This window comes from Bacillus sp. PAMC28748, from assembly GCF_014250415.1.
In the GTDB taxonomy this organism is placed as follows: domain Bacteria; phylum Bacillota; class Bacilli; order Bacillales; family Bacillaceae; genus Bacillus; species Bacillus licheniformis.
On the sequence record NZ_CP060192.1, the window covers coordinates 1,346,872 to 1,361,292 of the forward strand.

Sequence of the window (14,421 nt, forward strand, 5' to 3'; positions counted from 1 at the left end):
GGAACATGTCGTTAAAGAACGTGATCACCGAACGGTATAAGTGTTACACAGATGAATCTTACAGGAGGTGTAACCATGAGCAGCGCAATTGAAACAAAAAAAGTTGTTGTTGAAGAAATTACTTCTAAACTGAAAGAAAGTAAATCAACGATCATCGTTGACTATCGCGGCCTTAACGTAGCTGAAGTAACAGAACTTCGTAAACAGCTTCGCGAAGCTAACGTTGAGTTCAAAGTGTACAAAAACACGATGACTCGCCGTGCGGTTGAACAAGCTGAACTTGATGGTTTGAACGATTTCTTAACAGGACCGAATGCGATTGCATTCAGCACTGAAGATGTTGTCGCTCCAGCTAAAGTTCTTAACGAGTTTGCTAAAAAGCACGAAGCTCTTGAAATCAAAGCGGGCGTAATCGAAGGCAAAGTGTCCACAGTTGAAGAAGTGAAAGCTCTTGCTGAACTTCCATCTCGCGAAGGCTTGCTTTCTATGTTGCTTAGCGTACTTCAAGCTCCAGTTCGCAATCTTGCTCTTGCAACTAAAGCTGTTGCAGAACAAAAGGAAGAACAAGGCGCTTAATAGCATCAGTATCTAAAAAATAAAACAAAATGGAGGAATTACAAATGGCTTTAAATATCGAAGAAATCATTGCTTCCGTTAAAGAAGCAACTGTACTTGAACTGAACGACTTAGTAAAAGCAATCGAAGAAGAATTCGGCGTAACTGCTGCTGCTCCTGTAGCTGTAGCTGGCGGAGCTGCTGCAGGCGGTGCTGCTGAAGAAAAAACTGAATTTGATCTTGTTCTTGCTGGTGCAGGAGATCAAAAAATCAAAGTTATCAAAGTTGTTCGTGAAATCACTGGTCTTGGCTTGAAAGAAGCTAAAGAACTTGTTGACAACACTCCAAAACCTCTTAAAGAAGGTATTGCGAAAGAAGAAGCTGAAGAGCTTAAAGCTAAACTTGAAGAAGTTGGCGCTTCTGTAGAAGTTAAGTAATCTTCACCTAATCTTTAGGGGAAAGCTCGCTTTTAAAAGCGGGCTTTTTCTTTGCTAATTAATTGTAGTCCCTTCCGCATAAGATAAGCCATCTTGTTTCAAGATATCTGGAGAGTTCACCAACTGAGGAGGTTCTGTGATGACTGACCATTATTATTCGGAAAAACCTTCAGCAAAAAGCAGCAGATCAATGTGGGCATTTCGCTTGAGAAACCGGACGTTTACTTTTATCAGCGACAGCGGAGTTTTTTCAAAAAGAGAAGTGGACTTTGGCTCAAGGCTGCTGATTGAAGCTTTCCGGGAACCGGATGCAGAAGGTGATTTTTTGGATGTAGGCTGCGGCTATGGCCCGATTGGTCTTTCGCTTGCTGCGGATTTCGAAGATCGAATGGTTCACATGATCGATGTTAATGAAAGAGCTGTCGAACTTTCGAAGGAAAACGCGTTAAATAATCAGATCGACAACATAAAGATCTACCAGAGTGATCTGTTTGCCAACGTCGAACCTGCAAAAAAATTCGCTTCTATTATTACTAATCCCCCCATACGCGCCGGGAAAAAAACTGTGCACGCCATCTTTGAAAAAAGCGCTGAACATTTGCGGCCTTCAGGAGAGCTGTGGGTCGTCATTCAGAAAAAACAAGGCGGGCCTTCTGCCATTGAAAAATTAAAAGAACTTTTTGCGGACGTTGAAGTCGTTCAAAAAAAGAAAGGGTACTATATCATCAAAGCAAAAAAAGTTTGACTCGGATTTTCAGCTATGTTAACATTATAAAATGCCAATGTATATATTTTGCTGCCGTTTTTAAGAAACGCCTAGGTTTGTATAAAATATACATTATTGGGAACACTAATAAAATCGGTATTTTGTTTTTGGATGTGGTTTTCTAAATTAGAAACCCTTTTTTCTTTTGTCTTGTAAAAGTATTTCTTACATATTTGAGGAAGAAATGCTTGTTACACATATATTACGCATGATTTGAGGGGTGAATCAGTTGACAGGTCAACTAGTTCAGTATGGACGACACCGCCAGCGCAGAAGCTATGCACGCATTAGCGAAGTGTTAGAATTACCAAATCTCATTGAAATTCAAACCTCTTCTTATCAGTGGTTTCTTGATGAGGGTCTTAGAGAGATGTTTCAAGACATATCGCCAATTGAGGATTTCACTGGTAACCTCTCTCTGGAATTTATCGACTACAGCTTGGGCGAGCCTAAGTATCCGGTAGAAGAATCAAAAGAGCGGGATGTGACCTATTCAGCTCCGCTGCGGGTTAAAGTCCGCTTAATCAACAAAGAAACCGGCGAAGTAAAGGATCAGGATGTCTTCATGGGCGATTTCCCTATTATGACAGACACTGGAACCTTCATTATCAACGGTGCAGAACGGGTCATCGTATCTCAGCTCGTTCGTTCTCCAAGTGTATATTTTAGTGGTAAAGTAGACAAAAACGGTAAGAAAGGTTTTACCGCGACTGTCATTCCAAACCGTGGCGCATGGTTAGAATACGAGACTGATGCGAAAGATGTTGTTTACGTACGCATCGATCGCACACGTAAGTTGCCGGTTACGGTTCTTTTGCGTGCTCTTGGCTTCGGATCTGACCAAGAGATCATTGATCTCATCGGTGAAAACGAGTATCTGCGCAATACGCTTGATAAAGATAATACGGAAAACACCGATAAAGCGCTTCTTGAAATCTACGAGCGTCTTCGTCCAGGGGAGCCGCCTACCGTAGAAAACGCAAAAAGCCTGCTTGATTCAAGGTTCTTTGATCCGAAAAGATATGACCTTGCGAGTGTAGGACGTTATAAAATTAATAAAAAGCTTCACATCAAAAACCGACTTTTTAATCAGCGGCTTGCTGAAACGCTAGTCGACCCTGAAACAGGCGAAATCCTTGCCGAAAAAGGAGCGATTTTAGACAGAAGAACGCTTGATAAAGTTCTGCCGTACCTTGAAAACGGAATCGGTTTTAAAAAGCTTTATCCGAACGGCGGAGTTGTCGAAGACGAAGTAACGCTTCAGTCTATCAAAATCTATGCTCCGACAGACCAAGAAGGGGAGCAGACAATCAATGTGATTGGAAATGCTTATATCGAAGAAGGCGTTAAGAATATTACACCTTCTGATATTATCGCTTCCATCAGCTATTTCTTTAACCTGCTTCACGGAGTGGGCGATACCGACGATATCGACCATCTAGGAAACCGCCGTCTCCGTTCAGTGGGAGAGCTTCTGCAAAACCAATTCCGTATTGGTTTAAGCAGAATGGAGCGCGTTGTTCGTGAAAGAATGTCTATTCAAGATACAAACACGATCACGCCGCAGCAGCTGATCAATATTCGCCCTGTCATCGCATCAATCAAAGAGTTTTTCGGAAGCTCGCAGCTTTCTCAGTTTATGGATCAGACGAATCCGCTTGCTGAGCTGACGCATAAGCGCCGTCTGTCAGCGCTCGGACCGGGCGGTTTGACTCGTGAGCGCGCCGGAATGGAAGTCCGTGACGTTCACTATTCACACTACGGCCGGATGTGTCCGATTGAAACCCCTGAGGGTCCAAACATCGGCTTGATCAACTCGCTTTCTTCATTCGCGAAAGTGAACCGTTTCGGCTTCATCGAAACGCCGTATCGCCGCGTCGATCCTGAAACTGGAAAAGTAACGCCGAGAATCGATTACTTGACAGCTGATGAAGAAGACAACTATGTCGTTGCCCAGGCAAACGCACGCCTGAATGATGACGGTTCTTTTGTGGATGACAGCATCGTCGCCCGTTTCAGAGGGGAGAACACCGTTGTTCCGAAAGACCGCGTCGACTATATGGACGTTTCGCCTAAACAGGTTGTCTCTGCCGCGACTGCATGTATTCCTTTCTTGGAAAACGATGACTCAAACCGCGCCCTTATGGGAGCGAACATGCAACGTCAGGCCGTACCTCTTATGCAGCCTGAATCGCCGATCGTCGGAACCGGGATGGAATATGTATCTGCGAAAGACTCCGGTGCCGCTGTTATTTGCCGCCACCCTGGAATCGTTGAACGGGTGGAAGCGAAGAACATCTGGGTGCGCCGCTATGAAGAAGTCGACGGCCAGAAAGTCAAAGGGAACCTTGATAAATACAGCCTGCTGAAGTTTGTCCGTTCCAACCAGGGAACTTGCTACAACCAGCGTCCGATCGTAAGCGTCGGTGATGAGGTTGAAAAAGGTGAAATTTTAGCTGACGGTCCGTCCATGGAAAAAGGTGAGCTTGCCCTTGGACGCAACGTCATGGTCGGCTTTATGACATGGGATGGCTACAACTATGAGGATGCCATCATCATGAGCGAACGCCTTGTAAAAGACGACGTATACACGTCTATTCATATTGAAGAATACGAATCAGAGGCCCGGGATACAAAACTCGGACCTGAAGAAATCACTCGCGATATTCCGAACGTCGGTGAGGACGCTCTTCGCAATCTCGATGAACGCGGAATTATCCGTGTCGGTGCTGAAGTAAAAGACGGAGATCTTCTTGTTGGTAAAGTAACCCCTAAAGGTGTTACAGAGCTTACGGCGGAAGAACGCCTGCTTCATGCCATCTTCGGGGAAAAAGCGCGTGAAGTGCGTGATACGTCGCTGCGTGTACCTCACGGAGGCGGCGGTATCATCCTTGATGTAAAAGTGTTCAACCGCGAAGACGGAGACGAACTGCCTCCGGGCGTTAACCAGCTCGTCCGCGTCTACATCGTTCAGAAGCGTAAAATTTCTGAAGGGGACAAAATGGCCGGACGCCACGGTAACAAAGGTGTTATTTCGAAAATTCTTCCGGAGGAAGATATGCCGTATCTGCCTGACGGAACGCCGATTGACATCATGTTAAACCCGCTGGGCGTACCATCGCGTATGAACATCGGGCAGGTGTTGGAGCTGCACCTTGGTATGGCTGCACGCCGCCTCGGTCTGCATGTCGCGTCACCTGTATTTGACGGTGCCCGCGAAGAAGATGTGTGGGAAACCCTTGAAGAAGCCGGCATGTCAAGAGACGCAAAAACCGTCCTTTACGACGGCCGAACTGGGGAGCCGTTTGACAACCGGGTTTCTGTCGGCATCATGTACATGATCAAACTGGCACACATGGTTGACGACAAATTGCACGCACGTTCAACCGGTCCTTACTCACTCGTTACCCAGCAGCCTCTCGGAGGTAAAGCGCAGTTCGGCGGACAGCGTTTTGGAGAGATGGAAGTTTGGGCGCTTGAAGCTTATGGTGCAGCATATACGCTACAAGAGATCCTGACTGTTAAATCGGATGATGTCGTAGGCCGTGTGAAAACATATGAAGCCATCGTAAAAGGCGACAATGTTCCAGAACCTGGTGTTCCGGAATCGTTCAAAGTATTGATCAAAGAGCTTCAAAGCTTAGGTATGGACGTCAAAATTCTATCAAGCGACGAAGAAGAAATCGAAATGAGAGACTTGGAAGACGACGAAGACGCGAAACAAAACGAAGGGCTTTCTCTGCCGAATGATGAAGAGTCCGAAGAGTTGGTTTCTGCTGACGCAGAACGCGATGTCGTTACAAAAGAATAAACGAATTTTATACGCAAGTGACAGGGTATAACCCGAAGATAAAAAGGGAGGTAGGCCCCTTGCTGGATGTGAACAATTTTGAGTATATGAACATCGGTCTCGCTTCACCTGACAAAATCCGTTCATGGTCTTACGGAGAAGTGAAAAAGCCTGAAACAATCAACTATCGTACTTTGAAACCTGAAAAAGATGGTCTATTCTGCGAGCGCATTTTCGGTCCTCAAAAGGACTGGGAATGCCACTGCGGAAAGTACAAGCGGGTTCGTTATAAAGGCGTAGTCTGCGACCGTTGTGGAGTTGAAGTAACCCGGGCTAAAGTCCGTCGTGAGAGAATGGGGCATATCGAGCTGGCAGCCCCGGTTTCTCACATCTGGTATTTTAAAGGAATTCCGAGCCGTATGGGTCTTGTGCTGGATATGTCTCCGCGCGCATTGGAAGAAGTCATTTACTTTGCTTCTTACGTCGTAACAGATCCGGCCAATACACCGCTCGAGAAAAAACAGCTTCTTTCTGAAAAAGAGTATCGGGCGTACCTCGATAAATACGGAAATAAATTCCAAGCGTCAATGGGTGCTGAAGCGATTCATAAGCTCCTTCAAGATATCGACCTCGATAAAGAAGTGGATATGCTGAAAGAAGAGCTTAAAACGTCACAAGGACAGCGCCGCACACGTGCGATCAAACGTCTGGAAGTATTGGAAGCCTTCCGCAATTCCGGAAATAAGCCGTCATGGATGATCCTCGACGTTCTTCCGGTCATTCCGCCTGAGCTGCGACCAATGGTACAGCTTGACGGTGGACGTTTTGCAACTTCCGATCTGAACGATTTGTATCGCCGCGTAATCAACCGTAACAATCGTTTAAAACGTCTTCTGGACCTTGGAGCGCCAAGCATTATCGTTCAAAACGAAAAGCGCATGCTTCAGGAAGCCGTGGACGCATTGATCGATAACGGACGCAGAGGACGTCCTGTTACAGGTCCAGGAAACAGACCGTTAAAATCCCTTTCTCACATGCTGAAAGGTAAACAAGGCCGTTTCCGTCAAAACCTTCTCGGTAAACGTGTTGACTACTCAGGACGTTCGGTTATCGTCGTAGGTCCGAACCTGAAAATGTATCAATGCGGTCTTCCGAAAGAAATGGCGCTGGAACTGTTCAAGCCATTCGTCATGAAAGAGCTTGTTGAAAAGGGCCTTGCCCACAATATTAAGAGCGCGAAGCGTAAAATTGAGCGCGTTCAGCCGGAAGTCTGGGATGTCCTTGAATCAGTTATCAAAGAACACCCTGTGCTTCTCAACCGTGCACCTACGCTTCACAGATTAGGTATTCAAGCGTTTGAACCAACGCTTGTTGAAGGCCGTGCCATCCGTCTTCATCCGCTTGTATGTACGGCATACAACGCTGACTTTGACGGTGACCAAATGGCGGTTCACGTTCCTTTATCAGCAGAAGCGCAAGCTGAGGCGCGCATCCTTATGCTTGCTGCGCAAAACATCCTGAACCCTAAAGACGGAAAACCGGTTGTTACACCGTCTCAGGATATGGTACTTGGAAACTACTATCTGACGCTAGAACGCCCTGGTGCAGTCGGCGAAGGTATGATTTTCAAAGATACGGATGAAGCGCTGCTTGCTTACCAAAACGGATATGTTCATTTGCATACGAGAGTAGCCGTCGCGGTTAACTCATTGAAAAATGAAACGTTTACCGAAGAACAGCGTTCCAAGCTGCTCATTACAACTGTCGGAAAACTGATCTTCAACGAAATTCTTCCGCCGTCGTTCCCATACATGAACGAACCGACGAAGAGCAACATTGAAGAAAAAACGCCTGACCGTTTCTTCTTGGATTACGGTGCAGATGTTAAAGAAGCCATTAAGAACCAAGAAATCAACCCGCCGTTCAAAAAAGGCATTTTGGGTAAAATCATTGCGGAGATCTTCAAAAGGTTCCATATTACAGAAACATCAAAAATGCTTGACCGCATGAAAAACCTCGGCTTTAAATACTCTACAAAAGCCGGAATTACGGTCGGTGTTTCCGATATCGTCGTATTGGACGACAAACAGGAAATCCTTGAAGAAGCGCAAGGAAAAGTCGATAACGTGATGAAGCAGTTCAGACGCGGTCTGATTACTGAAGAAGAGCGTTATGAACGGGTCATTTCCATCTGGAGTGCAGCTAAGGATACGATCCAAGGCAAGCTGATGAAATCCTTGGATGAAATCAACCCGATCTACATGATGAGTGATTCCGGAGCCCGGGGTAACGCATCAAACTTTACGCAGCTTGCGGGTATGCGCGGTCTGATGGCCAACCCGGCCGGACGGATCATCGAACTTCCGATCAAGTCAAGTTTCCGTGAAGGTTTAACGGTACTCGAGTACTTTATCTCTACTCACGGTGCGCGTAAAGGTCTTGCGGATACGGCCCTTAAGACAGCCGACTCAGGTTACCTGACACGCCGTCTCGTAGACGTAGCCCAAGACGTCATCATTCGTGAGACTGACTGCGGCACAGACCGAGGCATTCTTGCCAAAGCCATCACGGAAGGCACAGAAGTGATCGAGCGTCTTGAAGAGCGTCTTGTCGGCCGATTCGCGAGAAAGCCTGTTAAACATCCGGAAACAGGTGAAGTGCTCGTGAATGAAAACGAGCTGATCGACGAAGATAAAGCGATTGAAATTGTCGAAGCAGGCATTGAAGAAGTGTGGATCCGCTCCGCATTTACATGTAATACGTCACATGGTGTATGTAAACGATGCTACGGCCGCAACCTGGCAACAGGAACCGATGTCGAAGTCGGAGAAGCAGTCGGAATCATCGCTGCCCAGTCCATTGGTGAGCCGGGTACACAGTTAACGATGCGTACCTTCCATACGGGCGGGGTTGCCGGAGACGATATTACACAAGGTTTGCCGCGTATCCAGGAATTGTTTGAAGCGCGAAACCCTAAAGGTCAAGCGACGATCTCTGAAATTGACGGTGTCGTGGCCGAAATCAATGAGGTTCGCGATAAACAGCAGGAAATCGTCGTTCAGGGCGAAGTCGAAAGCCGTTCATATACGGCGCCTTACAACGCGCGCTTGAAAGTCACTGAAGGAGAGAAGATTTCTCGTGGTCAAGTGCTGACAGAAGGTTCGGTTGATCCGAAAGAGCTTCTGAAAGTCACTGACATCACCACGGTCCAAGAATACCTGCTTCATGAAGTGCAGAAGGTTTATCGTATGCAGGAGGTTGAAATCGGAGATAAGCACGTCGAGGTTATGGTTCGCCAGATGCTTCGCAAAGTGCGCGTCATCGATGCCGGCGACACGGAAGTGCTGCCAGGCACGCTGCTCGATATTCACCAGTTTACAGAAGCAAACAAAAAAGTTCTGCTTGAAGGCAAACGCCCTGCAACTGGCCGTCCGGTGCTTCTCGGTATCACCAAAGCATCGCTTGAAACGGATTCCTTCCTGTCTGCCGCGTCATTCCAGGAAACAACACGTGTCCTGACAGATGCAGCGATCAAAGGAAAACGTGACGAGCTTCTCGGCCTGAAAGAGAATGTTATCATCGGTAAGCTTGTTCCTGCTGGAACGGGTATGCTGAACTATCGTAAAGTGAAGCCGGTATTGCAAGTCCAATCATCTGATGAAATGGTTCCGGCTGAATAAATAAAAAATCCTAAAGAAGGATGTCACTAAAAATTGTCATCATATGTTGACATCCTTCTTTCAGGATGATAATATAACCAAGGTGCTCAATTTAAACCTGTTACTTTGGAGGATATATGATGTCTTATGATAAAGTATCACAGGCTCAATCTATTATTATCGGTACGAAGCAGACAGTCAAAGCACTGAAGCGCAATTCTGTTAAGGAAGTCGTCGTAGCAAAGGACGCTGATCCTTGTCTGACGTCAGGTGTTATCAATCTGGCAAATGAACAAGGGGTTCCAGTCTCAATGGCAGAGTCCATGAAAAAGCTCGGCAAAGCCTGCGGAATTGAAGTCGGAGCTGCAGCTGTTGCCATTATTCAATAACGTACTCGTTGTTTTTGCTTTTATGCAAAGGCATTGTTTTTTGCTTTTAAATGAACCACCTGGGTATGTGGGTTATAAAACGTAATGAAGGGAGGAAATACAAAATGCCTACAATTAATCAGCTAGTCCGCAAAGGACGCGTAAGCAAAGTTGAAACTTCTAAGTCTCCAGCACTTAACAAAGGATACAACAGCTTCAAGAAAGAGCACACTAACGTATCTTCACCACAAAAACGCGGAGTATGTACCCGTGTTGGTACAATGACACCGAAGAAGCCGAACTCAGCGCTTCGTAAATATGCCCGTGTTCGCTTAACTAACGGAATCGAGGTTACAGCCTACATTCCTGGTATCGGACACAACCTGCAAGAGCACAGTGTCGTATTGATCCGCGGTGGACGTGTAAAAGACCTACCGGGGGTACGCTACCACATCGTGCGTGGCGCACTTGATACTGCCGGAGTTGAAAACCGTGCACAAGGCCGTTCTAAATACGGTACAAAACGTCCTAAGAAAAAATAATTCCGTTTGAATACAAATAAAAGGGTTTTTAAAAGCAAGGAGTTCTGGCAATGCTGTTAAGGGCGTCGGGCTTTTCGCGCCAAGCGTCAGTTTGATCCCGGCAGCTGAACCGTGAAATCCCTCTGCTTGCTGTAAACCCGTAACAAGAGAAGGGAGGATAATCAGATGCCACGTAAAGGTCCTGTAGCAAAAAGAGACGTTTTACCTGATCCGCTTTACAACTCTAAACTGGTTACTCGTTTGATCAACAAAATGATGATCGACGGTAAAAAAGGTAAAGCTCAAACAATCCTATACAAGTCATTCGATATTATTAAAGAACGTACCGGCAACGATGCAATGGAGGTTTTCGAACAAGCATTGAAGAACATCATGCCAGTGCTTGAAGTTAAAGCACGCCGCGTAGGTGGTGCGAACTACCAAGTACCTGTAGAGGTTCGTCCTGAACGCCGTACGACTCTTGGACTTCGCTGGTTAGTAAACTACGCTCGTCTTCGCGGAGAAAAAACGATGGAAGAGCGTTTAGCTAACGAAATCCTTGATGCAGCTAACAACACTGGTGCTGCTGTTAAGAAACGTGAAGATACTCATAAGATGGCTGAAGCAAACAAAGCGTTCGCTCACTATCGCTGGTAATCTCACACGACAAAATATTATTCCCTAAGAAGGAAGGAGAAAAGACCCAATGGCAAGAGAGTTCTCCTTAGAAAAAACTCGTAATATCGGAATCATGGCTCACATCGATGCCGGTAAAACGACAACAACTGAACGTATCTTGTTCTACACAGGCCGTATCCATAAAATTGGTGAAACTCACGAAGGGGCTTCCCAAATGGACTGGATGGAGCAGGAACAAGAACGCGGTATCACAATCACATCTGCTGCAACAACTGCACAGTGGAAAGGCTACCGCGTAAACATCATCGACACACCAGGACACGTAGACTTCACAGTTGAGGTTGAACGTTCCCTGCGCGTACTTGATGGTGCCGTTGCCGTTCTTGACGCACAATCAGGCGTTGAGCCGCAAACTGAAACAGTTTGGCGTCAGGCGACAACTTACGGAGTACCTCGTATCGTATTTGTCAACAAGATGGACAAAACGGGTGCGGACTTCCTTTACTCTGTAGGAACTCTTAGAGACCGTCTTGAGGCGAACGCTCACGCGATCCAATTACCGATTGGCGCCGAAGACAATTTCGAAGGGATCATCGACCTTGTAGAAAACGTTGCGTACTACTATGAAGATGACCTTGGAACACGCTCTGAAGCGCGTGAAATCCCTGCTGAGTACAAAGACAAAGCTGAAGAGCTTCGCGCTAGCTTGATTGAAGCTGTTGCTGAGCTTGATGAAGAGCTTATGATGAAGTACTTGGAAGGTGAAGAAATCACAGTTGACGAGCTGAAAGCAGCAATCCGCAAAGGAACTTGTAACGTTGAGTTCTATCCGGTTCTATGTGGTTCAGCTTTCAAAAACAAAGGTGTTCAATTAGTGCTTGACGCAGTTCTTGACTACCTGCCAGCTCCAACTGACGTACCAGCAATCAAAGGTACTCTGCCTGATTCTGATGAAGAGGTTACTCGTGAGTCTTCTGACGATGCACCTTTCTCAGCGCTTGCATTTAAAGTTATGACTGACCCTTACGTTGGTAAATTGACGTTCTTCCGTGTGTACTCAGGAACACTTGATTCCGGTTCATACGTAAGAAACTCAACAAAAGGCAAACGTGAGCGCGTCGGCCGTATCCTGCAAATGCACGCCAACAGCCGTGAAGAAATCTCTACTGTGTACGCAGGGGATATCGCTGCTGCTGTAGGTTTGAAAGACACGACTACAGGGGACACGCTTTGCGACGAGAAAAACCTTGTTATCCTGGAATCAATGGAATTCCCTGAGCCTGTTATCCACGTTGCAATCGAGCCTAAATCTAAGGCTGACCAAGACAAAATGTCTACTGCACTGGCTAAATTGGCTGAAGAGGATCCAACATTCCGTGCGCATACTGACCCTGAAACAGGTCAAACGATCATCGGCGGTATGGGTGAGCTTCACCTTGATATCATCGTTGACCGTATGAAACGCGAATTTAAAGTTGAAGCCAACGTCGGTGCTCCTCAAGTTGCGTATCGTGAAACATTCCGTGCGAGCGCGCAAGTTGAAGGTAAATTCGTACGTCAGTCTGGTGGACGCGGACAGTTCGGACACGTTTGGATCGAATTCTCTCCAAACGAAGAAGGAAAAGGCTTTGAGTTCGAAAACGCAATCGTCGGTGGTGTCGTTCCTCGTGAATACATTCCGGCTGTTCAAGCAGGACTTGAAGATGCACTTCAAAACGGTGTAGTCGCAGGTTACCCTGTTATCGACATCAAAGCGAAACTTTTTGACGGTTCTTACCACGATGTCGACTCTAACGAAATGGCGTTTAAAATCGCTGCTTCCATGGCGCTTAAAAACGCGGCAAGCAAGTGTAACCCAGTTATTCTTGAGCCGATCTCCAAAGTTGAAGTCGTTATCCCAGAAGAATACATGGGAGACATCATGGGCGACATTACGTCACGCCGCGGTCGCGTAGAAGGTATGGAAGGACGCGGAAACGCTCAGGTCGTTCGCGCGATGGTTCCACTTTCTGAAATGTTCGGTTACGCTACGGCTCTCCGTTCAAACACACAAGGACGCGGTACGTTCACAATGGTCTTTGACCACTATGAAGAAGTGCCTAAGAGCATCGCTGATGAGATCATCAAAAAAAATCAAGGTGAATAATTGATTTTGCCTCTTCATTAAAGTATAACTACTATTGTAAGATGAGAAAGTGAAACATTGCTTTCACTTTCTATCACTCTATATAACAAAAACTAACCTTTTTAAGGAGGATTTTCAGAATGGCTAAAGAAAAATTCGACCGTTCCAAATCACATGCCAACATTGGTACAATTGGACACGTTGACCATGGTAAAACTACATTAACAGCTGCTATCACTACTGTGCTTCATAAGAAATCTGGTAAAGGTACTGCTATGGCATACGACCAAATCGACGGTGCTCCAGAAGAGCGCGAGCGCGGTATCACAATTTCTACTGCACACGTTGAGTACGAAACTGACAACCGTCACTATGCACACGTTGACTGCCCAGGACACGCTGACTATGTTAAAAACATGATCACTGGTGCTGCGCAAATGGACGGTGCGATCCTTGTTGTTTCTGCTGCTGACGGCCCAATGCCACAAACTCGTGAGCACATCCTTCTTTCTCGTAACGTAGGTGTGCCTTACATCGTAGTATTCTTGAACAAATGCGACATGGTAGACGACGAAGAGCTTCTTGAGCTAGTTGAAATGGAAGTTCGCGATCTTCTTTCTGAGTATGAGTTCCCTGGTGACGATGTACCAGTTATCAAAGGTTCTGCTCTTAAAGCTCTTGAAGGAGATGCTCAGTACGAAGAAAAAATCTTTGAACTGATGGCTGCTGTTGACGAGTACATCCCAACTCCAGAGCGTGAAACTGACAAGCCATTCATGATGCCTGTTGAGGACGTATTCTCAATCACAGGTCGTGGAACAGTTGCTACTGGACGCGTAGAGCGCGGACAAGTTAAAGTCGGTGACGAAGTTGAAATCATCGGTCTTCAAGAAGAAAACAAGAAAACAACTGTTACAGGTGTTGAAATGTTCCGCAAGCTTCTTGACTATGCAGAAGCTGGAGACAACATCGGTGCACTTCTTCGCGGTGTATCTCGTGAAGAAATCCAACGCGGTCAAGTACTTGCTCAACCAGGTACAATCACTCCGCACAAAAAATTCAAAGCTGAAGTTTACGTTCTTTCTAAAGAAGAGGGTGGACGTCACACTCCATTCTTCTCTAACTACCGCCCTCAGTTCTACTTCCGTACAACTGACGTAACTGGTATCATTCAGCTTCCAGAAGGCGTAGAAATGGTTATGCCTGGAGACAACATCGAAATGACTGTTGAATTGATTTCAACAATCGCGATCGAAGACGGAACTCGCTTCTCTATCCGTGAAGGCGGACGTACAGTTGGTTCTGGCGTTGTTTCTTCAATCATCGAATAATACTTATAAAATAAAAAACGAGATCCAGCCGGGTCTCGTTTTTTATTTTGAGCCGCTATGCTAAAGGGATTTATTTTCCGCCTGTAAGTCCTTGATTAACACTGCTTGAATCTGTATAATAAAAAAAGTGTGCAAAAGCCGGTAATATTCAATATTACCTTGCAACATGCCTATAAATTTTGTATAATAGTGCATGTTGGTCTTTGACTGCGATGAAGTGAGAGGTTGCT

General features: G+C 46.1%; 10 protein-coding genes and 1 other annotated feature (1 of these 11 only partly in view). All 10 genes read left to right on the forward strand.

Translation table 11 applies throughout. The features are described 5' to 3' along the window. Positions 1–6: a sequence feature (ribosomal protein L10 leader region), on the forward strand; it begins 136 nt to the left of the window's first position. Positions 7–75: 69 nt separating this feature from the next. The 10 genes from rplJ (at position 76) to tuf (ending at position 14,191) form a co-directional block, all read left to right on the forward strand. Beyond that, on the forward strand, positions 76–576 hold the full coding sequence (rplJ, locus tag H7F26_RS06865; RefSeq protein ID WP_003178304.1) for a 50S ribosomal protein L10: 501 nt from the start codon (positions 76–78) through the stop codon (positions 574–576). Positions 577–620: 44 nt separating this feature from the next. Continuing rightward, a complete protein-coding gene (gene rplL, locus H7F26_RS06870; protein WP_003178305.1) occupies positions 621–992 on the forward strand; it encodes a 50S ribosomal protein L7/L12 in 372 nt (123 codons plus the stop codon). Positions 993–1,131: 139 nt separating this feature from the next. After that, on the forward strand, positions 1,132–1,737 hold the full coding sequence (locus H7F26_RS06875; RefSeq protein ID WP_003178307.1) for a class I SAM-dependent methyltransferase: 606 nt from the start codon (positions 1,132–1,134) through the stop codon (positions 1,735–1,737). 250 nt (positions 1,738–1,987) lie between these two features. Continuing rightward, positions 1,988–5,569, forward strand: coding sequence for a DNA-directed RNA polymerase subunit beta (rpoB, locus tag H7F26_RS06880; protein WP_011197480.1), 3,582 nt, complete (start codon positions 1,988–1,990; stop codon positions 5,567–5,569). A 59-nt stretch (positions 5,570–5,628) separates the two neighbouring features. Then, the gene (rpoC, locus tag H7F26_RS06885) at positions 5,629–9,228 is read left to right on the forward strand and encodes a DNA-directed RNA polymerase subunit beta' (RefSeq protein ID WP_185855243.1); all 3,600 of its coding nucleotides are present in this window, start codon (positions 5,629–5,631) and stop codon (positions 9,226–9,228) included. 119 nt (positions 9,229–9,347) lie between these two features. Continuing rightward, on the forward strand, positions 9,348–9,596 hold the full coding sequence (locus H7F26_RS06890) for a 50S ribosomal protein L7ae-like protein (RefSeq protein WP_011197481.1): 249 nt from the start codon (positions 9,348–9,350) through the stop codon (positions 9,594–9,596). A gap of 104 nt (positions 9,597–9,700) precedes the next feature. Then, positions 9,701–10,117, forward strand: a complete 417-nt coding sequence (gene rpsL / locus H7F26_RS06895; protein WP_003178315.1) for a 30S ribosomal protein S12 — start codon at positions 9,701–9,703, stop codon at positions 10,115–10,117. Positions 10,118–10,282: 165 nt separating this feature from the next. Then, positions 10,283–10,753 carry a 30S ribosomal protein S7 gene (gene rpsG, locus H7F26_RS06900; protein WP_003178317.1) on the forward strand — a complete coding sequence of 157 codons (471 nt, stop codon included), beginning with the start codon at positions 10,283–10,285 and terminating at the stop codon, positions 10,751–10,753. 49 nt (positions 10,754–10,802) lie between these two features. Beyond that, positions 10,803–12,881, forward strand: coding sequence for an elongation factor G (gene fusA, locus H7F26_RS06905; RefSeq protein ID WP_003178319.1), 2,079 nt, complete (start codon positions 10,803–10,805; stop codon positions 12,879–12,881). Between the two features lie 119 nt (positions 12,882–13,000). Then, a complete protein-coding gene (gene tuf / locus H7F26_RS06910; RefSeq protein ID WP_003178321.1) occupies positions 13,001–14,191 on the forward strand; it encodes an elongation factor Tu in 1,191 nt (396 codons plus the stop codon). The last annotated feature ends 230 nt before the right edge of the window (positions 14,192–14,421 follow it).

What these genes read in the sequence shown, in the direction of transcription:
- fusA (WP_003178319.1), top strand. Translation starts at nt 10,803, where the DNA reads ATGGCAAGAGAGTTCTCCTTAGAAAAAACTCGTAATATCGGAATCATG.
- tuf (WP_003178321.1), top strand. Translation starts at nt 13,001, where the DNA reads ATGGCTAAAGAAAAATTCGACCGTTCCAAATCACATGCCAACATTGGT.
- rplL (WP_003178305.1), top strand. Translation starts at nt 621, where the DNA reads ATGGCTTTAAATATCGAAGAAATCATTGCTTCCGTTAAAGAAGCAACT.
- rpsG (WP_003178317.1), top strand. Translation starts at nt 10,283, where the DNA reads ATGCCACGTAAAGGTCCTGTAGCAAAAAGAGACGTTTTACCTGATCCG.
- rpsL (WP_003178315.1), top strand. Translation starts at nt 9,701, where the DNA reads ATGCCTACAATTAATCAGCTAGTCCGCAAAGGACGCGTAAGCAAAGTT.
- H7F26_RS06875 (WP_003178307.1), top strand. Translation starts at nt 1,132, where the DNA reads ATGACTGACCATTATTATTCGGAAAAACCTTCAGCAAAAAGCAGCAGA.
- H7F26_RS06890 (WP_011197481.1), top strand. Translation starts at nt 9,348, where the DNA reads ATGTCTTATGATAAAGTATCACAGGCTCAATCTATTATTATCGGTACG.
- rplJ (WP_003178304.1), top strand. Translation starts at nt 76, where the DNA reads ATGAGCAGCGCAATTGAAACAAAAAAAGTTGTTGTTGAAGAAATTACT.